Below are 25,637 nucleotides of genomic sequence, written 5' to 3'. Positions count from 1 at the left end.
CCTCGGACGAACTACCCAGCGCCACAGTCAGAATCACTGTGAACTCAACCGGTCGCTACGACGCTTCCCGCTCCTCGTCGGTGCACAACGCGGAGTACTTGGCGAAGGCTTCCTGCAAGGTCAGCGATTTGCGTCGCTCGGCGATGTCGCGGGGCTTTCCCTGTGCAACACATCGACGAGCATGCTCGATCACAGCTTCACGAATGACGCTGGAAATGTCCGCGCCCGTGAGCTCTTGGAGGGTCTCTAGGGCCCTCAGTTCCTCTACGTCGAATCTCACCGTTACCGATCGTCTAGCCACGCTCAGGATGTTACTTGCGGGTACACCAAATTTGGTGAGTTACATATGCGTCGAGTCGAATATCTTTGGGCGCCAAAACCTTCGAATTCCGATCTACGTGGGTAAATAGTTTTCCACTCACGGCACTCATGTAATGCAACGCACACGGCGCTAGCCAGCGTGCCGACGGACACTGTCGCTGTCTATGCTTGCGAAACACTGCCTTCGATCGGAGATATACCGCGTGAGCATCGACCACATCGTTTCCGCAGTCGACGGCGATGCTGCCGAGCGAATCAAAACGGCCCTGACCCAGAGAGCCGCAACCTCGACGGACACGACCACGCTGGTGTTCGACGGCGTCCGGATCGAGATTCCACCGTCGGTCGGCGACGCCGTCGTGCAGCTCCTGACCTACCTCGCTGCCGGGGACAGCGTCGCCCTCGGGCCAGTCGCAGAGCTCCTCACCACCTCGCAGGCAGCAGAGATCCTCGGCGTTTCGGACACGTATGTGCGCAAACTCGCCGACGCCGGGAAACTCCCGATCGAACTACGCGGCACCCACCGCAGGTTCCGCCTCGACGACGTGATGGCTTACCGCGAGCAGTTCCCCAAACGCGCCTAGCTCTTCGCGTACATTCCTTCGATCTCTTTCGAGAACCGATCGACGACGACATTGCGCTTGATCTTGAGCGTCGCTGTCATCTCACCGTCTTCCTCGGTCAGATCGCGATCGAGAATGACGAACTTCTTGATCGACTCTGCATGTGAGACAGCGGCATTGGCGTCGTCGACGGCCTTCTGCAGCTCCGCTCGAAGGTCCTTGTCGTCACGTAGTTCGGCGACGGTGGCACCAGAAGGCTTGCCGTTCTCCACCTTCCACTTCTCGAACACCTCTGGGTCGACGGTCAGCAACGCCGTGATGTAGGTCTTCCCGTCGCCGACGACGACTGCCTGCGAGACGATGGAATGCGAACGGATACGGTCTTCCATCGGACCGGGCGAGACGTTCTTGCCACCCGCCGTCACCAGAAGATCCTTCTTGCGACCGGTGATGGAAAGGTAACCGTCGCTGTCGAGTTCACCGAGATCCCCGGTGCGCATCCAGCCGTTGACGAACGTCTCTTCGGTGGCCTTGTCGTTCTTCCAGTAGCCCTTGAAGACAACCCCGCCGTTGAGTTCGATCTCGCCGTCCTCGGCGATGCGAACCCCGTTGCCGCCCATGGGCTGTCCGACGGTTCCGATCCTCTGAGCACCTGGGACGTTGACGCAGTGCGCCGCAGTAGTTTCGGTGAGACCGTAGCCCTCGTAGATCGGAACTCCGAGCCCACGGAAGAAGTGCCCCAGTTCAGGAGTGAGCGCGCCGCCGCCGGAGATCGCGAACCAGCATTCGCCGCCGAGAGCCTCACGAAGCTTCGAGTACACGAGCTTGTCCGCCACTGCGTGCTTCGCCTTCAAGATCAGCGAGGGACCGCCCTTGTCGAGGGCTTGGCTGTACTCCTTGGCAGTGGCTTCTGCGAAGGCGAAGATCGCGCCGGGAATCTTTCCACCGGACTCCGCCTTGCGTGCTGCGCCGTCACGAACTTTTTCGAATACACGCGGAACACCGAGGATGGTGTTGGGCTTGTACCGCTCGAATTGAGTTGTAATGGTGGCAAAGTCGGACCAGTGTGCCTGCGAAGCACCAGCTTCGAACGTCGCGAGGGACACCGCGCGAGCCAGTACGTGAGCGAGCGGCAGGAAGGTCAGGACTCGGTTTCCCGGAACCGCCACCTCGCCGATCGATGCAGTGAGAATCCCGCGCACCTCGGACAGGAAGTTGCGGTGCGTGAGGATGCATCCCTTGGGACGGCCTGTCGTGCCGGAGGTGTAGACGAGTGACGCAAGATCGTCGGCCTTGATGCCCGCGAGCCGCTTCTTCAGCTCGGTGTCGTCAACGTCGGCACCCTGTGCGGTCAACTTCTCCACAGCGCCGTCGTCGATCTGCATGACGGCTTTGAGCGTGCTTGGCGCGTCCTGAAACAGCTGCTCGTGCGCGCCGGTTTCGACGATCGCGATGACGGCCTCGGAGTCTTCGAGGATCCAGCTGACCTGCCCCTGAGACGACGAGTCGTAGATCGGAACGGTAGCCGCGCCGGCGGCCCAGATGGCGAAGTCGAACAGCGTCCACTCGTATCGGGTCGCGGAGAGGAGTGCGACGCGGTCGCCTGCCTGCACGCCAGCGGCGATGAGCCCGTTTGCGACGCCGGTGACCTGCTCGGCGAACTCTTTAGCCGTTACATCTACCCAACCCTCGCCCTTGGGTCGGGAGAACACCGTCAGATCTGGCGTGCGCTCGGCGTGAGTGAAGACGGTGTGCACCACAGACTCATTGTCGGAGATGGTGAACTGGGCTTTGGCGCTGTACTCACTCACAGGGTGTCATCTCCGTTGGTCTGCGATTCGATGCTGATTCTGAAGCGGTGGAGTGCGCGGGCGAAGTCTGCGACCTCGGACTCGGTCCAATCGTGCAGCCTGCCGGCGACTTGGTCGAGCCGACGCGCGTCGGCGGCGTCGAGGTATTTGCGGCCAGCCTCCGTGAGGTGCAGCGGATTGCCCTGACGAACGGATCCCGGATCGGCATATACCCAGCCTGCCTCGATGCACCCGCGCACTTGGCGCGAGATGGTCGAGCGGTTGACGCCGAAGACTTCGGAGATCTCCGTGGCCTTGCATCCGTCATTGCGGCCGATGAAGGAGAGGAACGAATGCTGGGCGATCGACGGGTGGTCATCGGAATGCCGATCCCCCGTCATCAACTGCCGCGTCAGGTGCACCAGCTCGTCATGAACGGCTGGTGGACCGGTGAGCGCCATTGCTCCGTCGTGTTGCACTGGGCAACTATAACGCTGCCCCCAGTCCCGATTGCAATATGACCGCCGCCACCGACAAGAAGTCCGTCGGTGGCGGCGTGAAAAGTTAGACCAGGTCCTCACCGTTGCGGCGAGCAGTTGCCCAATCCTTGAAGAATCCCTTGCTGATGACTCCCAGCACGACCAAGACCAACGCCGGCCAGATCAGAACATAAATGGTCAGTAGAGCTGTACTCATTCGTATTCCTTCCACTTGTCTCGACGGTTACTTTCCGGACGCTCCCACGGCAGGAAGCTCGTCATCGTCGAAGTCTCCCGTCCGCTGCTTGATCAGTTCGAAATCGAACGTCTCACGCTGATTGACGGACATCGCAAAGCACACGACGGTACTGACGGCATAGGCCACCAAAGATCCGCTGAGCGTTGGGTAGTCGTGGAGGAAGCCGATTGCGAACGGCGCGGACAGCACGATCGCCAGGCCACCGACGATCTGCGCAACCTTCAGGCCGAAGAATCCAAATGCCATGAGCCCCAGCACCACTCCGATACCGACAACGGCAACGATGTCGGAGAAGAGCCCGAACATCCCATCCATCGGCACCCAACTGAATCGGACGGGCAAGAAGGCAGCAAGCGCCACCAGCACCGACACAGTGAAGGCTTTGTTGGTGACCTTTCCCCAATAGAAGCTCGCAATAACCGGGAACACCAGCGCGCCCCACAGCGCGCCGACGAACACCAACAGATCCAGAATGCTCAGTTGCAGACTTGCCAAGGAGATAGCCGCCGCCGTGGCAACTATCATCGTTACTCGGCCGATGAGCAGCATCCGTCGAGGGTTCGCATTGGCCTTGCCTGCGACGGCTTGGCCGTAAACGTCGGTCATCACGATGGACGAGAGCGCAGCAAGGTCCGAGTCTGCCGTCGATGACAGCGCACCGATGATCATGACAAAGAAGACGGCCAGCAAAATTCCGGGCAGGTACGACGCGGCCATCTGCGGAATCAGGTTGTTGACGTCACCATCCATCGGCTCGATTCCGAGGTACAGAGCGAGAACACCCAGCATTCCGACACCGATGACCGTTGCGCCATATCCCACGGTTGCGGTGATGAAGGTGGGCTTGATCAGGTCTTCGCGGACCGCGAACAGACGTTGGGCAATGGTCTGGTTGCCGATTGCGTAGGCAAGAACTGCCGCGATGTACGGTGCGCCCTGCTCGAAGAAGGCAACGCTCGAGAAGAAGTTGCCCTGCTCAGCAGTAAGGTTGCCTGCCCCGGATTCGAAGGCTGCCGGGAACCCTGCCGCAAAGAAGATGAACGGCACCAAAACCGCTACCGCACCGAGCATTCCGATCAGCTGAACGAAGTCGGTCAACACCGAAGCGCGGAAGCCCGACCACAGTGTGTACAGCAAAACGCCCAGCGCAACGATGAACACACCCTGGATGAAGTTGAACGGCGAAAGTAACGCGATCAGCAGACCACCAGCGAGGAAGTTCGACATCAAACTGATGAGACTGCCGACGATATTGGAACCCGCGAGCATCAGCTGACTCGAGCGTCCGTGCCGCGCGTACATGACCTCAGCCAGCGTGTGGGCTTTCGGTGCCACTTTACGAATTCGCTGGCCGAACGGATAAATGAAGAGAATCATCAACGCGCCCCACAAACCGTAGTGAATGGGGCCGGAGATTCCGTAGGTGTAGCCAGAAGTGGCAGATGCGTACATCGACGACGCCCAAATCCAGGTGGCCGTCATACTCGCGGCCGAAACACCAAATCCTAATTTGTTTCCGGCGGTCATAAAACCGTCGGCATTTTCCTGTTTCTTACCAATACGAAGAGAAATCAGAAATGTTCCACCATAAAAAGCAACAAGCAGTGAAACAATTACCAAGGTACTGAACTGGACCATGTCGGACCCCGTCACATGCCACATCCTTCGCACATAATCGGCAGAGCAAAGCACAAAACCCCTGTTCAGGTCTTTGCGTTTCGTTTCTGCACGCCCTAGGAGCGACCGCCATACCAACACCGGTCACATATTCAATTGACTAGCAACACGCACTTCGTCTCTTCGGAAACCCAACCTCCACAAAATAAATCTTCTGCGCAAGCTTTTGGCTCTACCACGCAATTCAACAACTGAGAATCGACCATAGCATGATGGCAATTTCGAACAAAAACTCCGATATTTTCCCACCCGAAAATATTCATGATTCCGCCGCAGAAAAATCGTGCGCTTCCAGCGCATATAACAACTCCGCATCGATTGAAATCGATGCTGGATTCGAGCGCTCAGCTACTTCGACAGGACCATCCTGGCAAACCGTCGACCCCACTCGGGATCGGCGGAAACATGCTGGTCCAGCGGATTGGAGACAATCGCCCCGATCATTCGCAGGTACACGAGAGTGTCTCGCACCATCCACGTCCAATCCTCGTCCCCGAGTCGTGTTCCGTCTGTTGTCGACCAACCCAATGCCGTGAGGCCTTCGATCATCACTTCACTACGTTCGGACTCCGACAAGCCGGCAGCCAACGTAAGGAACAGAATTCGGCCGGCTTCCTGCGCCAACTCACCCTTTCCCAACGGCATGGCCGTCACGATGTGACGCCACAGCTCGCCTTCATATGCAAGCACTGACGCGCCGAGTCGAGTCAGAATCAAAGTGCCTCGGAGTTTCCGGACAAATCCCAGTGTCTTGGCGGCTTCAACGAGTACTGCCAATTGCGAGTCACTCCCTGCCGTGACACCGATCCACTCACTGTCCCAATCGAGTTCGTCTCGGGCAGACGCAACAAGGTCGGGAGGCAGTGACCCGAACGCCGTCAAGACAATCCCACCACCTCGCGCGGAGTTCAGCAGCCACAGCAGTTGACGGGTTGCTCCTTCACGCATCACCTCGAAGTAGTTGTCGTATCCGCCACGAAGCTCCGCTTCGGCAACTGCGGCAAACAATTTCGGCGCGGAATGAACAGACAAGCGGCGCAAGAACTTCTCGAACAGCGAGCTTCCCACCGGCGGCGATTTATGCAGTGCCACTGCAATGGTGACTGCTGCATTGGACTCTGCGGGAACAAAACGTTCGGGATCGAACAGTCCGGTACTCGCCTGCACGTTCAGGAACTCGCGATACCCGATCGGACCGCCAGAATCCTCCGGCGGGCACGCTCTCTCGCCGTCGAGACAGGATGGCTCAGGAATCGGCTGGTCTTCGACAATCTGCTCGAGAACCAACGTGTGACTCCACCTTGCGCGGGCGTTGTACTCATAACGGACGCACTCCCCTACCGCAGTAACTGCCTCGTCGATCCGGACTTCATCCTCACCAAACTCGTCTTCCTGGTATCCGTCGCGCTCGATCACCTCTGGCGCGATATATCGATCTGGGCCATTGTCCGTTGAATGATGGACACTCACCCACTGATGAGCGTGTTGATCTCCCCACCCCATCACCGCCTGCACAATCGAATGAAGTTGGTCCAGTTCGATATTCGACGGGACCGAAAACCGTCTCCAAATAGGCGGCGTGATGCAATCGAGTTCGATCCGCATGACAAAGTTCGCCACCTCCGACCGTCGACGCTGATTCCGCATCTGCCTCGGCGTAAGGACCTTCATCTGGCTTTGCGTCGCTTGATATGCAGGTACCAAACGCAGATGTGAAGCTCGCCGAACTCGCTGACCCGTCATGTATGGAGGCTAGATCTACCTACCGACAGCCGAGATACTCACTGCCACAAGGTTGCCCGATTTGTCGGGGCTCGCATCTTGTCGCTGGTCGGCTGTCAAGTCCAGATCAACACGGACCTACCCAGGCATCTTTGATCATCCACTGCGCGGACAATAGTGTGCGCCGATTACCGTAGACCTGACAGCTACCGAACGAAAACAGTGCCCAGCGCCTGCTCGGACTGGCACAGAACATGAGGATCCATGAGCGACCAAGACACGACCGCCGACCAGCCCCTCCATATCAACGGCGCCATTGCCTTGGTGACGGACGAGCGCGACGAATTGGTTCGCCTGTGCGTTCAAACTCTCGCCGAACTACTGGGCAGTGAGCCTGCCACCGATGACGACGGCGACATTGTCGTGCCGGTTCACGGGTTTGTCGTCTACGTAACTGTTGCGGATGACGGCCCTCAGATCAACGTCTGGTCCTCGGTCCTGACGGGCCTCGGCAATCCCTCGCACGCTGCGACTCGACTGATCGAACTCGCGCAGGAATGGCCACGCCTGCGCTTCGCCTTCAGCGGCGACCACCTACTGGTCTCCACGATGCTCGACGCCGATCCCTTCGCTCCGCAGCATCTGCTGAACCTGATCGACGAGGTTCACGACTTCACTCACGAACTCGACGACGATTTTGCTGAATCCTTCGGCGGAGACCTCGACTGCGACGCCGATGACGACAGCTACGCCGGAGACTGCAATCCCGGCGGTTGCGGCGGAGACTGTGACTGTGCGTGCGGCGATGATGCAGACGGCGTCGACGGTGATCTTGGTATTACACAAGTTAAGTAGTCTGGCTCATCTTCGATCTGCTCCGCAGAGCGCTCGCTGGCGAAGTCACGAAGCGACATAGATCTGCGTGCGGTGCCAGTCCAGATAGACAACATCCGGACGCTCCGCCTTGTCCGGCAAGATCAATCGGTCTCTCAGAGGTGGCTTCCCGAGTGCGGCGCGAAGCGGACCTTCGATCTCCATATCGCTCTCGACGCCGGGCGCGTAATGGAGGTTCAAGTCCTCATCGACGGTGATGAGCCCCGTATCGAAGGCAATGTCATGTGTCGGACACGCGGTGAAGCCGTTGCGACGGTCAAGTCGCTCTTTGTCAGTGCTGTCTCGCCAGGGCTTGATATGGCTTGCAGTAAGGAGGCGCGGCCGGCGTCGGCCACCGATGTTCGCGCTAAGGCCACAGAACACGCAGCGGTGCTCGTGATTGCTGAGTACGCCAGCGGCGAACCGATGCTGGCCGATCCGAACCCTCGAGGTCAGCAATCGCTGGGTGGTCGCGATGGGGATATCTTTACGCTCGCTAGACCACTTTTCGAGCGACTGCTCCAAGGATCTCTCGATCTCACTTTGGACTAACTCTTCTTGTCCCGCCAACCACAGCGTTTCGCCGTTTTCCAATTCGAGGAAGTCTGGCAACGCATGTTCGTCAATTCCGTGGGAACGCGCCGACCGCAGAATTCGAAGGTATACGTCCTGAATCAACACGCTGTCCGAAAGCATCAACGACGCGACTTCGACCTCATATCGCCCGCCATGACTACGTGTTCCATCCAGGTTCGCCATCTTTGCGATAAAGCTCGTGGGCGGACGCTTGAACAAACTCGCAAGATGCTGGACCGGCATTCCCGCTCGATGTGCAGAAGAGCTACCGAACCGGCGATGGTCAACCAACAGCGATGCGCAGAGCGACAACACGACCTCGCTCGGAACGAACGGCACCTGTCGGCTTCCCTTCGGTACCTCCTGACGTGCGAGTACCGATTTCCACTGCGCCTCCAGCGCGGCGGGCGATGGGTCAAGAAACTCGGAGATCACCGAAGGTGCCACTATGCGCCTTCCTGGTAAGCGTCCAACCCGCAAGTTCACACACTAGCCGGCGCCGCGCGGAATCATTCGAAGCCACTCGTGTGGTATCGCCATCCACTGATGAAGGAGTCCGGCGAACCAGTGCGCCAATCTGGCGGCCCCAAGGACCACAACGGCGCGCTGAGAGGAGGAGCCCCTACCGGAACGCACTGCCCTTCGAGGTCAGTGCCTTCACCCGCTCGACGGTCCAGACCGCCAGCACATCGACCTTCCGTTTACGGCCGGTCTCCTTGTGCGTGTCGATCTCCTGCTCCGCGATGATGTCCTTGATCCCGTCTGCATCGAGGGCTGAAAGACGCTCCAGCAGCGCTGCTTCCCCATCGACCTTGAAGACGTCGAACGGGTCGAAAGCCCCCGGCTCCCGCTTCACCTTCGGTACAGCAGCACGACGACGCGGCGCCGGCGCAGAAGCAGGTACCACAACGGCGGATCCATCCGACGGAACTGCGAAAGCGCTTTCGATTGCCTTCGCGAACCGCGGGGTACGGGCAGCTTCCTCCGCGACGACCTGAACCAGCTTGGCCAGCAACACCGAGGCCGAGGCATTAGTTGCACCCAACTTCAAGAGCGCGGCACCGGTCTCCTGCACCTGCACGCGACGACGCGCCTCATCGATACCCGCACTCATAGCTTCGCCTGCGCTTCCGTGAGAATGTTCTGCGTAATTGCACGCATCTGATCGAACTGACCTGCATTGCCGTACTTCACCTTCAAAGTGCTGTACGGGTGAAACTCCGCCGACGCGGCAATCTGATTCGACTCCGCGAGATATTCCGGCAATACGTGTGGGACGTTGGGATCGCGCCGAAGATTTCGCACAGTCGTGCGGTGCACCGCCGAGTTGGACTTGTACTTGGTGATCACCAACCCGAGTTCGAAGAGTTCACGGCCGAGTTCTTTGCCGAACTTCGCGATGTGCGTCTGTATCTGCGGAATGCCGTACGTGGAGAGTACATCCGGGATCGTGGGGATCACGTAGCCGTCAGCCATGGCCAATCCGTTGAGTGTGATCGGCCCGAGATTCGGCGGGCAATCGATCAGAACATAGTCGTAGTACGGCATCACCGGGGCGACGGCATCCCTCAACAATTCAACCGGCTTGGTGGAGTTCCGATCAGCAACCCGAAGGGCACTGATCTCCTCCTGCAGCTCGATCAAATCGAGAGATGAGGGAAGCAGATCCACACCCGTCACTCGCTTGACCGGCGAGACTCCGCGCTGAATCGAAGCTTCGAGATCGAAGTTCGACGTGCCATCGACAGCGTCACGGAAAATGGTTGCGCTGGTCAGCCCTTGCTTGTTGAGTTCGAGCCAGTGATCCTCACTGATCATCATCGTCGTGAGATTGATCTGCGCATCGAGGTCGATCAGCAGCACGCGCTGACCGAATTCGAGCGACATGAACTCGGCCAACCCCGCGGTGATCGTCGTCTTACCGACGCCGCCCTTGAGGTTGATCGTCGCGATCGTCTTAGCCATCAGAACCCATTCCTGTCTCCCACCACAACACACCTAGTTCGCATCGACGATCGCCCCTGTCCCCGACTGCTTGACCCGAAAACCGATTCGCCCCAACGGCTCCGCCGCGTGCGGAAGCGCGTACGAGAACAACGTCGCAAAATCGCGCGAGTCCACGGGACCAGCCTGTGCCCGTTTCAACTGACGAGGAGCCGGATCGTTCGCAAATACCAGAATCAATGCACCGCGAGTCTTCCGATGAAGTGCACCCGCAAGCGGTCCGCCGTTCTTCTTCGGGCTGCCCGCAATGTGCTCGATCGCATCGCGCTCACGAACGGCCGTACCGGTGAAACCTGTTCGGTACTCGCGTTCCTGGCGTTTGCGATTGACGATCGGAAGTTTCTCGTGCCAACCCTTGATCTCGATCGGCTCCCGGGTCTTGGGATACGGAAGCAGAACTGCGAAGTCTTCGAGCAATCCGGATTCGATTGCGGTCGAGAGCGCTTCGCGGTGGGGACCGAAATCCCACCCGTTCGCCCACTCGAACTGGTCGACGGCCTCCAACACCACATGGGCAGGGACGATGCCATATCGCGCAGTGAACGATCGCGAAACGTCATCCTTGTCAACGAAATTGAAGGACCCTGTTTCGTCCAACGACTTCAACAAGGGTGTAACCGCCTCGAAGTGCCGAGCGTTGATCGAACCGTCGCCTCGCGGGGGCTGCATCGTGAAGCTGAAACTTTCACCACCCATGCCTCGATAAACCAGATCGGCGTTGAACATCTTGTTTCGAGCCGTTGGTCTGAGCCACGGCAGCTGCTGAAACACCATCGGCGGCACATCGCGTGGAGTGACCCACGGTTCGCCCTTCTCGTTCACGCCGCTGAATCTGGTGAGCTCGTTCCGGAACTCCTGCTCGTCCCGAACGATCGCCTCGAACGCCTTGTACATGTCGTAGTCCGCGCCGGCGGGTCCGCCAACCGTGCGGCCGATGAACAGGCGCACCAAGTCTCGGTACCCGGGGCGGAATCCGAACCATCGTCCCATCTGCATCAATGTGTCAGCTTGGCCCGTTCGACGCGTGTAATAAGTGATGGTCAGGCCCTCGACCGTGAAGCCGCGACTCAGCTTCGTGCCGCCGACCAGAATCTTCCACACGCCGCGTTCCTGGAAATCGAGGGAATCCTGTTTGTAGTCCTTCTCGGCCGCACCGTTGACCACGATAACGGGGCTGGTTCCCTCGGAAATCTTGTCGTAGGCAGCGCCGATGAATTCCTCCAACTCGGCAAACGAACCAGGATTCTCCAGTTCACTGCCCCGAGCCGCACTCACCACCGCAAAGTCTTCGGCCCAGAGCTTGTCCAGCCGGGAAAGACTCTTGGCCTGGCTGTATCCGGCCGATTTCCACAAGGCCTTGAAGTCGTCGGCTACGGCGTCATGCTCGGCCTGCTTCACCGATTCGTGCACCAGCATCGTGTGGTGCCGATACGGCTTGGCGCCCTTCGATTCCCGGAATAGCTTGATCGCCCCGGTCAGGACAAACGAGTCGAGCGCTCGCAACTGCTCGGCTGAGCGATCCTCGTCGCACTCGGCCCGGAGATCCCGTACGTACGCTTTCTGGTTCGAATTGGCCGGAGTCTTGTCGTCGTCTTCGAGATCGTCTAGATCGTGGAAGTCCGCACCACCCATGTACGGGCCGGGCCGCTCGAGACTGACGATGAAGTCCGAAGGAAAGACGTTGACGCTGTCTTCCGGATCGACAAACACATTGGCAAAAGGTGTTGCGGTGTAACCGATGTACTGGGCACGCTCGAGTAGACCGAGGATCTCAGCAATCTGACCGTTGATCGCCGTCCGCTCGACCTGCTCGGTTTTCATCTTCTTCGGATCGATCGTGTTCACCGATGCCTGATCGGCTTCGTCGTCGATGATCAGGGCAGGAATCTGATCGAGTTCGGTCGGCACTTTCTTCAGATCGGCCACCAGCTTCTTGAGGCTGGAGACGTTCTTCTTCACGACCGCGATGCGAATATTGCTGGGGTACAGATTCTTCGGATCATTCAGCGGAAGGGAGTGATCCACGGTTTCGAAGTGCAGTGCGCTCAGGCCCGCGAGCAGGCTCTTGTAGTCAAAGGTCGAGGTGGTGAGTCGACGGATAGCCGGGATTTCATTGGTCTTGTTCGGATCGATTTCGTGTTCGAGAAAGTTCCCGTCCCGCCAGTCCTCGTCGTTGGCGTAGTCGTCGTCCACACCGGCACTGATGTTTTGACGACCGACCAATTCCATGTCGAGGCGTCGCTGAGTCTGGCTCCGGAGAATCTCGATCGTGCCGGTCAACACGATGACCAAGCGGTACCCAGCGTCGATCGCCTTGGCCACCACGCCGCTGAAATTCGCCGTCTTCCCGCTCTGGACGTAGCCGACCACCAAACCTTTGGACTGATACGGCTCGGGCCGCGTCGGATCCGCAAGCCGGTGCACAACCTCAGTGGTTGCAATGTCCAGCTTTCCGATTGTCGCCTCGTCCCAGTTCTTGTCGGCTAGAACTCGCTTGTAAGCGCGCCAATAGAAGTCGTGCTCGCGGCGGCGTTCGGAGGTGTACCAGGGGTCCCACGGCTGCTGAGCCGCAATGACAACGGGCCCACCTTCGCGAAGGAAGTGCGCATCCATCTCGGCATGGGCGTCGACCGGCAATCCCAACAAGTCGTAGATCCGAGCCCGCCGTTCCGGACTTTGCGGAACAGTCGAGCCTACCCACGTCTCGACACTTTCCGCATCCCACTGCCGTAGACGCGAGGTGAGCGCCGTTCGTACACCGACAGCACTCTCATCGAGGAACACATCGATGATGTCCGCGATGGTCAGGCCATCCGGATAGCTCGCTCGCAGGCGCGCGTTGACCGGGTAGAGCACGTTCTCGGGCGGAAACCCGTCACCGAGTTCACGCGCAACCGCACGGAATACTTCATCACTCACTGCACTACCTGCTCCCGGTGCGCTGCCACTGCGGAAATCAACACTTCCTGCCACGCCTGCATCTTTTCCCTCTGACGAGCGCCGATTCTCGTTCCTTCGAACATCTCACTCACCAACAGGAAGACAAGCGTCTTGAGCACCGGAGCATCAGCCGGGTCGAGACTGCGACGTCCGAGCAGATCACGCCGAAAACGCGCATTGATCCACAAAGTCCGAGTCTTGAGGTCGACTTCGAAGAACTGATCACGCGCCAAGGCTCGCCAACCCACAGCAACAGGATCATCACCGACGCTGAATTCGAAGGCGTCGCTGAAGGAATCGAGCACGTCTTCCGGAAAGCCGGATGCCGGCTCGATGACGCTAATCGGCCGAGGTGCAGAACTTCGGGCTGCCCGCACGACGCGCTCGGCATCGGTCAGATACGAACGGAATCCACCGTTGCAATCCGTGAAGACGGCCCCGTCGACGGCAGCCGACGCAGTGGCGTCGAGCGTCACCCCCGATTTCTCGGGATTGATGGTGATGTGCTGCAGCAGAGAATCGTTCAGATCGACAGCAATTCGTGCCAATCCGTAGTCCGGTCGGCCCCGCACTATCGCGTTCCAGCCGCCGATCTGCAGGAGTCGATCGTGCCGATAGAAGTAGAGCCCCTGCTGGTCGCGGCCGGGGGCGCCGTGGATGCGAAATTCCGGTGCATTGCTCCGGGCGGGCCACAGGTGAGCTTCGGCGGTTACTGTGGCACCGGCGATCGACACGGTAAGTGTCCGAGGGTAGTTGGGGTCGCCGGTGCGCGGATACCGGAACGGGTCGATGGCACTGACTGTGCGCAGCGCGCCGGCGCGTCCCGCTTCGACGTCGAAGACATCCACAGTCAGAGCGATCCGGCCGGATTCGATGAGACGGTGAAATACGACGCCGAGGTGACTGCGCACGTCGTTGATGGTCTGTTCGAGCCAGCTGGTCTGCTCGTCCGCGTGCGCGGACATGAGAAATGTTGTGATGCCGCGCCATTCGACAACACTTCCGGTGTCGAAGGGAAAGCGGGGCGTGACTGCGTCGAAGAATTCTTCGGCTTGCCGGTCCTCGATCACCGAAACTGACTGACGCCCCTGCACTGAGGCCGAGTCGATCTCGCGGCCCTGCGTCGGGTTCCCGGACTTTCGAGACCACACTCGGAGCAACCGAGCCTGACTCAACGACGCCGCCTTCATCCCTACACCGAAATGACCCAGGTCCCCGGCGGCATAGTCGCGTCGGCGGCCGTAGGTCATCGCGGAATCAATGGTGTCACTGTCCATGCCGGAACCGTTGTCGATCACCATCATCGACACGATCCGTGTGCCGTCCTGAACGAACCTGATCAGCACGTGGGAGGCCTCGGCGTCGAGGCTGTTGTCGATCAGATCGGCGAGCGCTGTCGCGATGGTGTGGTGCAAGCCGATGGCGCCGGCGAGGGACTCGTCCGCAGCAAGGATTTTGGTGCCCACTATGCGGGTGTCCGCGACGTCAGTCATGGGATGCATCCTTACCCTCTACCTCGTCGATTTCGGATGCTTCGCCGCGCCTCCATGCCGCCTCCAGGAAGTCCAAAACCACGTCTTCACCACGATCTTCGTACGCGCGCAGTATCTTTCGTGGACGGTCTTCACCGTCCAGACACACGGCTTCGGCGAGAATCCGCACCACATGTCTCTCGGCAGTTCGCAATGGCTCGCGATTGCCAACCTCTGCAAGTGCCTGACGTAGTGGGTCGATGTCAGAGTGAACGATCGCCGGTCGGACCACGCGGAAGGTTCCGTCTTGCCACAGCTCGAGCAACACGTCTTCGCCCTCCACAGCGGAGAGTTCACGCAGGAATCGGCGGATAGTGCCGAACGTCGGCTGCGCTCCGGTCCACCGAACTGCTTGAACGCCGAGGTGGCTCTCCAACTCGATGGTCTCACCGCGCACACAGCCGGCAGCGACTGCAACACCGGCGGGTACAGCAAATCCGGAGCCCCGCAGATGATCTGCGGTCACAGTCAGTCGATACCGCCACGTACTACCTGACCGGTACAGGCGGCGAGTCAACTCTGGCGTCTTCGCAGTGTTGCGTGTCCGCTTGCGCCGGACTATCCCGTCACCACCAATGTTGAACTCACTGGCTTCTTCAGCCTCTCCCGAAGAAACCGGTTCCTCCCCAACGGAATCCGCGCTTCCCCAGGCGTGCAGCCGCCACACTGCGCCGTCGAGCGCCACGCGATCGTCGGCCTCGAGCGCGCGCTCGATCGACCGCTCACTGCGATCGGACTTCAGTAAGTCCACTAGCTCGACGACGGACTTCGGCGATCCGACGGCTTCGAGCGCGCCGACTGCCAGATCGGAGATCCGACGCGCACGCGTCAGCGCAGACTCCGCCACAACGACAACGCCGCACCACGCAAGCCACTTCTCCAGTTCGCCGCGTGACATCGACACCACTTCGGCGACGTCGTCGAGTGCAACCACACCGTTCGGGGACTCAAAGTCCTCGAGCAAGGTCTGAGTCCGCTTCTTGGCCTCCGCGACGCCCGGAGCGGCAGCCCAACCGTCAGTCACCTCGAAGTAGTCGTCGAGACGGTCCAGAACCAACCACAGCGGAACTCCGTAACCAGGCACCTCCGCCGCGATGCTCGGATGCACGTCGAGGAGGCGATCAAGCGAAGCTACCGGCTGAATCTCGACCCGCAGGCTGGCAAGCAGGTTCCCCACCGCCGTCCCGAATCCGCACGCCGCGTTGAGTTTGGCTTTCACGTCGGCCTCGATCTGCCCGACTCGCCCCGAGCCCACACCGAGCTTGGCTCCGATCGCTCCCCTGCGCTGCGGAACTCGCGCCACGATCCGCTCACGCAACACCAACGACTCCCGCTCATCCAGCTGCGAGAAGAGATTGTCGATCTCGTCCATCGCGTCGGTACGGTCCGTGTCGGGCAAGTCGTTCGGCGTCAGAGCCGAGATCCGGGCGGCAACTTCCTGAATCGAGGCCGGAGATTCGTCGTCGATCTCGACGGTGACGAGTGGTCTGCTGTCCTGACCTCGGACCCGTCGCCACATAGCAAGCTGAGCGAGATCGTCGAGCAGCGCTGTGATCGCGGGTGGGGCACCTGCTTCCTCATTGGCCTCGACGCGGGCGAGCGGAGTCGTCATGACCGCACAGACCAACAGGTTGAGCACTATGTCGTGCACCGTCTGTTCGCTCGTTCCGCGCACGCCGAAGATCTCAGCGGTCGTGTGCATCAGCAGTCCGCCGATTGCTTTGTCGGTGGTGAGCCGAGACAGTGCAGTCACTGCGCGAGTATCGAGACTCAACACCTCCAGCGGGAGATCTTCACCAAGTAGCGGAAAGCTCGCTCTTAATACCGCTGCCGCGTGGTGAGCGATGTAGAGGGACGCCAGCTCGGAGAGAACCTTCTCGAGATCGACCTCGAGAACAGTGAACGACGGCGCTTCGCTGAACCACCAATCAGGTGACGGTGCCAGCGGCTCGAGCAGCGCAGCACGATCGGATACGTAGTCGTCCAGCCAAGGAAACAGATCGACCCACAGCGTCTGACTCAGCTCGTTCGCGGGAAGCGAGTTCACACCCAACGTCAACGCACTACTCCCACTCACGGATACCTTCATTGCGGTCAAAACCGACCGCGATGTCGGTAACAAGTTACTGCAGCTTGTGAGCGGTCGCAGCGCCGGACCTGCTTACCCGACAGTCAGACTTCTCCGCTCAGTCGACGGCGGTGAAACCCTTCGCCCGATCTTTGTCGGCCGAGGTCCACAGCGTCGTCGACAGTTCGGCCTTCACCAGCGGGATAACCTCTTCCGCAAATCGGCGCAGGGTGTCCTTCTGCTGCTCGAAGTCGAGCACGTGATTGACCGACACCGATTGGAAATCGTGGCCGTAGCTCTCGTGATAATCGAGGATCTTCTCGGCGACTCGCTCCGACGACCCGACCAGCGCCGGCCCACGGTCGACGGCCTCCTCGATGGTCCGGAAGCTCGTCGACTTTCCGACCGCTTTGGGATCGTGCTTGCGTTTGTCGGCCTGCGCAACGGCGCCTTCGTAGATCGGTCGGAACTCTTCGATGGCCTGCTCGGTCGTGTCGGCGAGGAACAATCCGCCCGAACCCGATCCGACGTACGCCTTGGACGGGTCGTGCCCGTACGCCAGGTACTGCTCGCGGTAGTGGTCGATCAGCACTTTGTAGTTCTCACGAGGCTGGAAGGCGTTGGCGGTGACGATGGGGTCGCCCCACTTCGCCGCGAGTTCGACGGCCTCGAACGAGGTAGCCGATCCATGCCAGATACGGAACGGGCCGTCATACGGACGCGGTAGCGTCGTCGCGTCCTCGAGCGATGGTCTGTGAGTCCCCACCCACTTGACGTTTTCCTCGCTGATCAGCAGTTTGAGGAGTTCGTAGTTCTCGGTGAGGTATTCGTACTGCTTGGCGATGTCCAACCCGAGGAGCGGGTACTGAAGGACCTCGTTGCCCTTGCCGATCACGATCTCGAGGCGTCCCCGGCTCAGCTGATCGATGGTTCCGAAATCTTCGGCGACTCGAATCGGGTCCAGTAGCGACAGAACGGTGACACCAGTCGAGAGCAGGATTCTGTCTGTGGCCTGCGCAATTGCCCCCAAAACGACGGTTGGCGCCGACGAAAGAACCGGCCCGGCGTGGCGCTCACCCACCGAGAACGAATCGATACCCAGTTCTTCGGCGAGAACCGCCAGTTCGACGACGCGGTTGAGCCGATCGGACGGGGCAACTTCCTCGCCGGTCACTGGATGGGGTGGGTTGAAAATGATGTCCAGAACCTGAAAACGCATGACCCGTCTTTCTCGATAACCACACAGCACGCCTGTCCCTCGGAGGCTAGTGCGCGACTGCTCGACGGATCCGCCATCCGAGGACGCGCCCAACGCAACGAATTCGCGAAATACGCTATTCAGCAAGATCTTTCGACTCAATGAGACCATTCAGTCGATAAAACTCTCCCCGATCCGAAGTCGACCGAAAACATGCCGAACTCCCGCCAGGCAGGACCTGTGTCACCGACCAATCAAGCGCACGGTAAACATGAAGTACTAAGAGTGCGTTCCCTTATCGTTAAGAGGTACTTGTTATGAACGGTGCGGCAGCCATCGGTGATGGCATATTTCAGATTCCTGTCCCGATCACGGACAACCCGCTCGGCCACACGCTCGTCTACGCCATGGAATCCCCCGGCGGACTGATCTTGGTCGACGCCGGATGGGGTGACGACAACGGCTGGCAGGACCTAAACGCAGGGCTCGCCAAGATCGGGCATTCGGTGACCGACATCGAGGGCGTCGTGGTCACGCACTTCCATCCGGACCACACTGGACTGTGCGGCCGGGTCCGCGAGGCGTCCGGCGCCTGGATCGCCATGCATGAGGACGACCACTACCTGTTCGATCAGATGTCGACTGCGCGTAACGACGAGTGGATGGCATATCAGCTCGAGAACATGGAACGCGCTGGAGCACCCGCAGCCGACCGCGATGCATTCCGGCTTGCTGCCGCGGGCGAGTCTCCCGTGGGCCCCGAGTCGGCCCCCGACCGCCTTCTCGCGGACGACGAGATCATTGCACTCACCGGCCGCGGCCTCCGCGTTGTCTACACCCCCGGCCACACGCCTGGTCACGTCTGCTTCTACCTCGACGACGCCGACGTCATGTTCACCGGCGACCACGTCCTGCAGAAGACGACACCGCACGTCGGCAACTTCGTGTACCCCCTCGACGAGCGTGACGCCCTCGCCGACTTCCTCGACTCGCTCGCACGAGTGCAGAACATGAACATCACCCGCGGTCTCGGCGCTCACGGCATTCCGATCGACGACGTCGGAGGTCGCGCCGGCGAGCTGATCGAGCATCACCAGGAGCGACTCGATCACCTGCTCCAGGAGTTCGCCGACGACAAGCTCACCGTGTGGGACGTCGCGGCAAAGATGAAGTGGTACAAGCCGTGGGCCGAGATTTCCCCGATGGGAAAGACGATGGCGTTGTCCGAAGGTGCAGCTCACCTTCGCCATCTGGTTGCCCGAGAGCAGGTCTCTCAGGTTCCCGGCTCCGAGCCCGCGCTCTTCGCTCGCTCCGTCTGAAAGATCAGGGCCGACAAGCACTCCGCTCGTCGGCCCTGATCTCTATTCCGCTTCGGCCTGATCGACTATTCGGGTCGACGCCGATCGCGGAACCACCACCACCGGAACCGGTGAGTACCGCACGATCTTCGCCGCCCGACTGCCGAGGAAGACCCGCGCCAGTGGACCTGCCTTGCTCGAGCCGACTGTCAGAACGTCACCTCGATCCCACTCGACGCCCTCTAGCGCCTCGGCCCAGTTACGACCATGGCTGATAACCGATTCCATGACGTCGGGTATTTCGGGCAGTGCACGCACGCGCTCGAAGGCAGCGTTGGTCTCGCGCTCGACCACCTCGGCCCACTCGGAGATGACCGGTGAATCCCCCTCGGTCCCGAGCGTTGTCGTGTACTGCGCGTTCGCACGAACTGCAAACGCCGCCAATCTGAGTCCGGCATCGACACGCGCAGCCACGGTCGCGGCGGCGAGCACCAGATCGTCTTGATCGGGTGTGCCCGAGTAGGCGGCGGTGACGCGGCGAACCACCTCACCGGGCTTGGTTCGAAATCCCCTCGGCGCCAGGGCGACCGGAACGTCGGAGCTGTGCAGCAAGCGGGAGGTGACACTGCCGAGAGCCACGTGACCGAACACCCCGGCTGTGGACGAATCCAGGACGATCATCTTGGCTTCGTGCTCGTGAACAAGATCGAGCAGGCCACTCGACGTCGACTGAGCCTCATGCACGACATAGGTCACATCGACGTCGGAGGGCATGTCGGCCCGCGCTTTCGCCAGCGCCGCTTCGGCTTCGGCTCGCAACTGCTGGTGGTATTCGGCGTCGACACGCGCCATTCCGGGCGGTGGCGGCGAGGGAATCACCGCGCAGATCACCAACGGTTCACCGGACGAGCGCGCCAACAGCGTTGCCAGATGGACGGTTCCGGAACTGTCACCGTCGGGTGCGTATCCCGCGAGCAGCGTCATGACTCGGACTCCGATCCCAATTCGGCGCGGTTCTTCGCCCCGAGGCGCGAGTGCTTCATACCGTAGGCGAAGTACCAGATGATCGCGACGGTCACCCAGATGAGGAACACGTAGATCGTGACGGTTCGGAGGTCCTTGATGATCCACAGGCAGCCCAGGATCGAGAGGATCGGTGTCACCGGATAGCCGGGAACTTTGAAGCTGCGCGGCAGGTCCGGGTCACTGCGCCGCAGGATGATGACCCCGACCGAGACCACGAGGAAGGCCACCAGGGTTCCGATGCTGGTCATTTCGGCGAGGAAGTTGATCGGAATGAAACCGGCCAGAATGCTGATGACGACGCAGACGATGATGGTGTTGGGCACCGGCGTCAGAGTCCGCGGGTTCACCTTGTGGAAGATCGACGGAATCATGCCGTCGCGTGACATCGCGAACAGGATGCGGGTCTGACCGTAGATGACCACGAGCGTGACGCTGCAGATCGAGATCACCGCACCGGCGGCCAGAAGTGTTCCCGGCCAGGTAGATCCGGTCACCTGTTCGAGGATGGCGGACAGTCCGGCTTCCTGACCTTCGAACGATGCGGAATCCTGTGCACCGATCGCGACGGCGACAACGGCGATGTAGATCGCGGTGACGGACACAAGTGCAATGAGGATCGCGAGTGGGAGATTGCGACGAGGGTTCTTCACTTCTTCACCGGCGGTGGACACTGCGTCGAGGCCGATATAGGAGAAGAAGATGATTCCGGCGGCGGACATGACGCCGCTGAATCCGAACGGTGCGAAGTCGGCGAAGTGATTGCTGTTCCATCCGGCGATGCCGACCACGATGAAGAGCAGCAGAATTGCGAGTTTGATCGAGACCATGATGGCGTTGGCCTTGGCCGATTCACTGGCGCCGCGGATGAGCAGAACACCGCACAGGCACACCAGGATCACTGCGGGCAGATTGATGATGCCGCCCTGCTCCGGCGCTTGTGACAGCGCGTCGGGAATCTGGAACCCGAAGAGGTTGCCCAGTAACTGGTTCAAGTATTGCGACCATCCGACGGACACCGCCGCGGCCGAGACTCCGTACTCGAGAAGCAGACACGCGCCGACGGCCATGGCCGGAAGCTCTCCGAGCGTCGCGTAAGCGTAGGAATACGACGAGCCCGACGCTGGGACAGCTCCGGCCAACTCCGCGTAACAGATCGCCGTGAGTCCCGCGACGATACCGGCAACAACGAAGGAGATGATCACTGCCGGACCGGCAACCGGGACCGCCTGCGAGAGGACGAAGAAAATACCGGTGCCGATCGTGGCGCCGATGCCGAACATGGACAACTGCGCCAAACCGATACTGCGGGTCAGCTCACCGCCGTTGGTATCTGCGCCGGTCTCCTGGTCTATCTGCAAAGCCGGCTTGCGCCGAAGTACGTGTTTGACGAGAGTAGCCATCGACGCTCCTCTAGAGTGCCTGGTAGGAAACTGTTGTATCCTCATACTGCACGTAAGTGTCCTGCGACACAACAGTCGGAGCAAAGTTGCCCAGCTCACGCCAACCGTCCGGTCTGGAATGCCCGGATCGTGAACCGCCTTCGGAGAAAACGGGGAGATCATGACCGGACCGACCATCACCGTCGACCTGCGTCGTATCGAACAGAATGCGCGCGTCCTCGTCGAGGCGTCCAGCGCTCACGGTATATCGGTGGCCGGTGTCAGCAAATCTACGTGCGGCTCCCCCAAAGTGGCACGAGCAATGGTCCGCGGCGGCGTCACGCAGATCGCCGACTCCCGCCTGGACAACCTGGCCCGCATTCGCCGCGACGGCATCACCGTTCCCCTGATGCTGATCCGCGCACCGTCGCTGAACGAGATCGACGACACGATCCGCTACGCGGACATCAGCCTCAACTCCGAGTTGACGACGATTGCTGCTCTGGGCAGAGCAGCACAAACGCGAGGAGTCGTCCACGACATCGTGCTGATGATCGACCTCGGAGATCTCCGCGAAGGGATCCTGCCGGCGGAGGCGTTGGACGTAGTCGCTGAAATCCTTCCCATCGAGGGCATCAGACTGATCGGAATCGGCGCGAACCTCGCCTGCGTCGGCGGCATCCAACCGACCGTCGACAACCTGTCGAATCTGGTCTACCTAGCCGACGAAATCACGAAGCGGTTCTCGATCGAACTGCCGATCGTTTCCGGCGGCAATACGTTCTCGCTGCCACTACTCGAGACGGGCACGATGCCCGAGGGGATCAACCATCTGCGTTTGGGCGCCAGCATCGTACTGGCCGAATCACCTACTCCCCCAGGACTGTACGAACTGCTGAACAACGATGCCTTCACTCTCACCGCGGACATCATCGAGGCCAAGGTCAAGCCGTCGCGGCCGTATGGAGTCTCAGGGGAAGACGCATTCGGCCGACGCCCCGTCTTCGACAACGAGGACAAGCCGAGCCGACGCCTGATCTTGTCCATCGGCCGCGAAGACATCTCGCCGGAAGGCTTGACCCCGATCGATCCGCGCCTGAAGGTGATCAGCGCCAGTAGCGATCACCTCCTCGTCGACGCCGGAGAAACAGGCGACGAATACCGACTGGGTGGCACCGTCGACTTCACGATCGATTACGGCGCGCTCTTGATGGCGATGACATCGCCCTACGTCGAAAAGCGCTACGTCCTGGGCACCGAACCGATCGATGCCAATGCGACCGTCGAATTGATCGACCTCGAAACTAGCGGGCTGGCAAGCCATCTCCTCGATCACGGTCTCCGCGAGGACATGTCCGGAATCGGTTTCAGCTGCATTCAAGGAGAGAACGCCGCCGCGGATCTCACGACGTTGCCGCTGTGGCTCACTGCCGAGGCCTGGCAGAACACCAAAATTCCGATCGCCACCGAACCCGGAACTGATTTGGGTGCAATTATTTTCGCCTCCCACGGCGATATCGAACAATTGCTGTCGTCGGCGGTGGATCTGCATGGCCCCAGCTTGGAGAACACCGTCTTGGTGGGCGTCAAGAACGCCACGGTCGATCACAAGCGCGCACTCGACGAGTACGGGGTATTGCTGGTGACGATCGACGAGATCGATCGCCATGGCATGGCGGCCTTGATGCCTCGCGTCCTCGCCGCGGCGGGTCAGGGTGTGAACGGAGTCCACGTCCACTTCGACCTGGACATCATCGACGGGCGTGTTCTCGGCGTCGACGACACGACGCATCTGGGCGGCCTCACATTCCGAGAAGCGCACCTCGCCGCCGAATTCATCAGCGAGACCGGCCTGACGAGATCGATTTCGATCGGCAGCGTTGCGGGAGCGGGTTCCGATCCTCTCGGACGGCAAGCGACCTTCGTCGACGGACTGGTTGCATCGCTGCTCGGGCGCAAGGTGGTCAAAGCCTGACGTTGTCGGCAGCCCTTGCGAGAATCGTTCGATGATCACGCGGAGCTCCGGTCAGCACGTATTCATCGCACTCGGCACGCCGTGGCTCGATGCCGTGGTCGCGTTTCTCGAACCCCGTGCCCGTGTCGATCCCTGGATCATGCGCGGAAAGATGGCCATCGGCGACCTGCTGATCACTGTTCTCGACACCACTCCTCGCACGCTGCTCTGCATCGAGACCGTGGCTGCGCCGTTCGACGGCACGTCGCGGATGGAAGTCGATGAACGCCCGTACGAACTCCACGGTTTGCCCACCGTTCCAGAACTCGAACAACGATGGTCCATCACGTTTCCCACGGATCCTGGGCCGGTCGACGACGCACTGGCCGACCGGATTCTCACGGCCGGCCAGTCGCACTACGCGCACTACTTCGGCGACATCGACACGCTGGATCCGACGTCCACAGCTGCCCACGCCCGAACGTTGATGAACGAGCGGGGAAACTGCACAGGTTGCAGCGCACCGATGCCGTTGCGAAAGTTCAACAGCAGCGATCGCCTTCACTTTCATTCCGCATCACGGATCTTCAGGCAGGCTGAACCTGGTGACGACTACCCAGCCGTCCTGTGCCGCAAATGCACCGGAAGGATGGCCACGTCCGGGCACACCAACTTCATCGACTACATGCTGGCGAAAAATCCACCGTGCCCAGAGTGCGGTGCACACAGAACCGCTCAGTGTTCCCCGGGGATGCCGGTCCATCCATTCGATCACCTACCGTGGCTCGCCGGAACAGGCTGCGTCGTGGGACCGGACACCCCGGAATGGACGTGCCGAGCGTGCAGTCACTCATGGGGACAGATGTTCCCGCCGGATCACCCGCAGCACGACTGATCAGTTCGCGGCGAAGCCGGGAAGCCGATCGATGTCCGCGATGATCGAATACTCCGCGGCGTCACCCCGGAGGATTCGACTCTGCTCGCCGTGGACGTCGACGGGGACGTCGCCGGCCAATGTCACTCGGTGCACACTGCGCGCCTGAGTCCCGTAGTCGGCGATACCGTAATGCTGAGTCGCCTGGTTGTCCCAGATCGCCAGGTCGCCGGCCGACCAGTTCCATCGAACAGTGTTTTCCAACTTGATGATTCGTGCCTGCAGGATCTGGTAAAGAGCTACCGACTCCGACGGCTTGAGCCCGACGAACTCCTTGAAGAAGTGACCGAGCAGGAGGGTCTTCTCCCCCGTCGCCGGATGGATACGCACCACCGGATGTTCGGTCTCGTAGATCTCACGGGTGAATTCGGCGTAGTAGGCCTGGCGCTGCGCGTCTACCGGGTTCGCCTGATCGACAACCTCGGCATAGTCGTAGGCATTGGTGTGAACGGCCCGCAAATTCTCGACCAAGACCTTGAGTGAAGACGGCAGTTGGTCGTACGCGGCGGTGGTCGACGCCCACGTGGTCGCTCCGCCGTACTCGGGAATGGTCGTCGCTCGCAGAATCGAGGCTTTCGGGATGCGGTCGACAAACGTCACGTCCGTGTGCCAACTGTTGGCGGCTCGGTCGAGCACCAACAGCTTGTCGCCCCTGGACTTCACCGTCGGATGCGGGGTGGTCTGGGTGCCGAGGGTTCCGGCGAATTCGTACTGCGACGTGTCGTCGAGATGATGCTGCCCACGGAAGAACACAACCTTGTGCGCTGCCAGCGCATAGTTGATCGCGTAGGCGGTCTCTTCGGACAGATCCCCCGAGAGGTGTACGCCGTCGATGCGGGCGCCGATCAGCTCACCGACCTTGTGGACAGTGATTCCGCCGGCAGCGTAGATCTGCTCCGGGGTCTGGGTGACACGTTCGAGTTCGGTGACGGACATGGCGATCTCCTGTGAGTCGGTCAAGCCTACGGGCGCGGCAGTCGTCATGGCGCTGCCTACTGTGAACACTCAATCATTTACGCTGCGGGCTCGAATACGGTTGAACTC

The 25,637-nt window shown here is 60.5% G+C and carries 21 protein-coding genes; 5 read left to right on the top strand and 16 right to left on the bottom strand.

From position 1 onward, the window contains the following. Positions 1-55: 55 nt before the first annotated feature. On the bottom strand, positions 56-301 hold the full coding sequence (locus ABH939_RS25375) for a hypothetical protein (RefSeq protein WP_020908376.1): 246 nt from the start codon (positions 299-301) through the stop codon (positions 56-58). A gap of 223 nt (positions 302-524) precedes the next feature. Between ABH939_RS25375 and ABH939_RS25370 the strand changes: the two genes are divergently transcribed. After that, positions 525-905 (top strand): helix-turn-helix domain-containing protein, encoded by a 381-nt coding sequence (locus ABH939_RS25370; protein ID WP_007726046.1) that lies wholly within the window; start codon positions 525-527, stop codon positions 903-905. On the opposite strand, the gene ABH939_RS25365 is transcribed toward ABH939_RS25370, so the two are convergent. The 5 genes from ABH939_RS25365 to ABH939_RS25345 form a co-directional block, all read right to left on the bottom strand. Continuing rightward, positions 902-2,695 carry a long-chain fatty acid--CoA ligase gene (locus ABH939_RS25365; protein WP_099698365.1) on the bottom strand — a complete coding sequence of 598 codons (1,794 nt, stop codon included), beginning with the start codon at positions 2,693-2,695 and terminating at the stop codon, positions 902-904. The two genes, ABH939_RS25370 and ABH939_RS25365, sit on opposite strands and share 4 nt — an antisense overlap. Next, a complete protein-coding gene (locus ABH939_RS25360; protein WP_003941330.1) occupies positions 2,692-3,153 on the bottom strand; it encodes a MarR family winged helix-turn-helix transcriptional regulator in 462 nt (153 codons plus the stop codon). The genes ABH939_RS25365 and ABH939_RS25360 overlap by 4 nt, the downstream gene beginning before the upstream one ends. An 85-nt stretch (positions 3,154-3,238) precedes the next feature. Next, the gene (locus ABH939_RS25355; protein WP_003941363.1) at positions 3,239-3,370 is read right to left on the bottom strand and encodes a putative transporter small subunit; all 132 of its coding nucleotides are present in this window, start codon (positions 3,368-3,370) and stop codon (positions 3,239-3,241) included. Positions 3,371-3,397: 27 nt separating this feature from the next. After that, entirely contained in the window at positions 3,398-5,050 is a 1,653-nt protein-coding gene (locus tag ABH939_RS25350; RefSeq protein WP_404650360.1) for a sodium:solute symporter family protein, read from the bottom strand. Positions 5,051-5,437: 387 nt separating this feature from the next. Continuing rightward, positions 5,438-6,694: a plasmid pRiA4b ORF-3 family protein gene (locus ABH939_RS25345; RefSeq protein ID WP_404650330.1), complete on the bottom strand. Its 1,257-nt coding sequence runs from the start codon at positions 6,692-6,694 to the stop codon at positions 5,438-5,440. Between the two features lie 381 nt (positions 6,695-7,075). Here ABH939_RS25345 and ABH939_RS25340 point away from each other — a divergent pair, with 381 nt between their 5' ends. Continuing rightward, on the top strand, positions 7,076-7,666 hold the full coding sequence (locus tag ABH939_RS25340) for a T3SS (YopN, CesT) and YbjN peptide-binding chaperone 1 (protein ID WP_054831766.1): 591 nt from the start codon (positions 7,076-7,078) through the stop codon (positions 7,664-7,666). 45 nt (positions 7,667-7,711) lie between these two features. Here the strand turns inward: ABH939_RS25340 and ABH939_RS25335 are convergent, their stop codons facing one another. The 7 genes from ABH939_RS25335 to ABH939_RS25305 form a co-directional block, all read right to left on the bottom strand. Then, positions 7,712-8,707, bottom strand: a complete 996-nt coding sequence (locus ABH939_RS25335; protein ID WP_404650329.1) for an HNH endonuclease — start codon at positions 8,705-8,707, stop codon at positions 7,712-7,714. Positions 8,708-8,882: 175 nt separating this feature from the next. Continuing rightward, a complete protein-coding gene (locus ABH939_RS25330; protein ID WP_042447940.1) occupies positions 8,883-9,374 on the bottom strand; it encodes a hypothetical protein in 492 nt (163 codons plus the stop codon). Continuing rightward, positions 9,371-10,225 (bottom strand): ParA family protein, encoded by an 855-nt coding sequence (locus tag ABH939_RS25325; protein ID WP_003940667.1) that lies wholly within the window; start codon positions 10,223-10,225, stop codon positions 9,371-9,373. The genes ABH939_RS25330 and ABH939_RS25325 overlap by 4 nt, the downstream gene beginning before the upstream one ends. Positions 10,226-10,258: 33 nt before the next feature. Beyond that, complete coding sequence (locus ABH939_RS25320; RefSeq protein ID WP_404650328.1) at positions 10,259-13,183, bottom strand: Z1 domain-containing protein; 2,925 nt, start codon at positions 13,181-13,183, stop codon at positions 10,259-10,261. Further along, positions 13,180-14,697 carry an ATP-binding protein gene (locus ABH939_RS25315; protein ID WP_404650327.1) on the bottom strand — a complete coding sequence of 506 codons (1,518 nt, stop codon included), beginning with the start codon at positions 14,695-14,697 and terminating at the stop codon, positions 13,180-13,182. The genes ABH939_RS25320 and ABH939_RS25315 overlap by 4 nt, the downstream gene beginning before the upstream one ends. Beyond that, the gene (locus ABH939_RS25310; protein ID WP_230358890.1) at positions 14,690-16,813 is read right to left on the bottom strand and encodes a hypothetical protein; all 2,124 of its coding nucleotides are present in this window, start codon (positions 16,811-16,813) and stop codon (positions 14,690-14,692) included. Before ABH939_RS25310 ends, ABH939_RS25315 begins: the two co-directional genes overlap by 8 nt. Before the next feature lie 109 nt (positions 16,814-16,922). Then, positions 16,923-18,023 (bottom strand): LLM class flavin-dependent oxidoreductase, encoded by a 1,101-nt coding sequence (locus ABH939_RS25305; protein WP_003940656.1) that lies wholly within the window; start codon positions 18,021-18,023, stop codon positions 16,923-16,925. A gap of 296 nt (positions 18,024-18,319) precedes the next feature. Between ABH939_RS25305 and ABH939_RS25300 the strand changes: the two genes are divergently transcribed. Beyond that, positions 18,320-19,321 (top strand): MBL fold metallo-hydrolase, encoded by a 1,002-nt coding sequence (locus tag ABH939_RS25300; protein ID WP_404650326.1) that lies wholly within the window; start codon positions 18,320-18,322, stop codon positions 19,319-19,321. Positions 19,322-19,363: 42 nt separating this feature from the next. On the opposite strand, the gene ABH939_RS25295 is transcribed toward ABH939_RS25300, so the two are convergent. Further along, complete coding sequence (locus ABH939_RS25295; protein WP_020908397.1) at positions 19,364-20,284, bottom strand: universal stress protein; 921 nt, start codon at positions 20,282-20,284, stop codon at positions 19,364-19,366. After that, a complete protein-coding gene (locus ABH939_RS25290) occupies positions 20,281-21,726 on the bottom strand; it encodes an amino acid permease (RefSeq protein ID WP_404650325.1) in 1,446 nt (481 codons plus the stop codon). The genes ABH939_RS25295 and ABH939_RS25290 overlap by 4 nt, the downstream gene beginning before the upstream one ends. A gap of 160 nt (positions 21,727-21,886) precedes the next feature. Between ABH939_RS25290 and ABH939_RS25285 the strand changes: the two genes are divergently transcribed. Then, positions 21,887-23,680: an alanine racemase gene (locus ABH939_RS25285; RefSeq protein ID WP_404650324.1), complete on the top strand. Its 1,794-nt coding sequence runs from the start codon at positions 21,887-21,889 to the stop codon at positions 23,678-23,680. A 31-nt stretch (positions 23,681-23,711) separates the two neighbouring features. Further along, positions 23,712-24,554, top strand: a complete 843-nt coding sequence (locus ABH939_RS25280; RefSeq protein WP_404650323.1) for a hypothetical protein — start codon at positions 23,712-23,714, stop codon at positions 24,552-24,554. Here ABH939_RS25280 and ABH939_RS25275 read toward each other — a convergent pair whose 3' ends face one another. Next, positions 24,555-25,529 carry a TauD/TfdA family dioxygenase gene (locus tag ABH939_RS25275; RefSeq protein WP_287484189.1) on the bottom strand — a complete coding sequence of 325 codons (975 nt, stop codon included), beginning with the start codon at positions 25,527-25,529 and terminating at the stop codon, positions 24,555-24,557. It lies immediately after the preceding gene. Between the last annotated feature and the right edge of the window lie 108 nt (positions 25,530-25,637).

It is taken from the genome of Rhodococcus sp. 27YEA6 (genome assembly GCF_044908235.1).
Lineage (GTDB): Bacteria > Actinomycetota > Actinomycetes > Mycobacteriales > Mycobacteriaceae > Rhodococcus_F > Rhodococcus_F qingshengii.
This window is presented reverse-complemented; position numbering and strand designations above follow the sequence as displayed.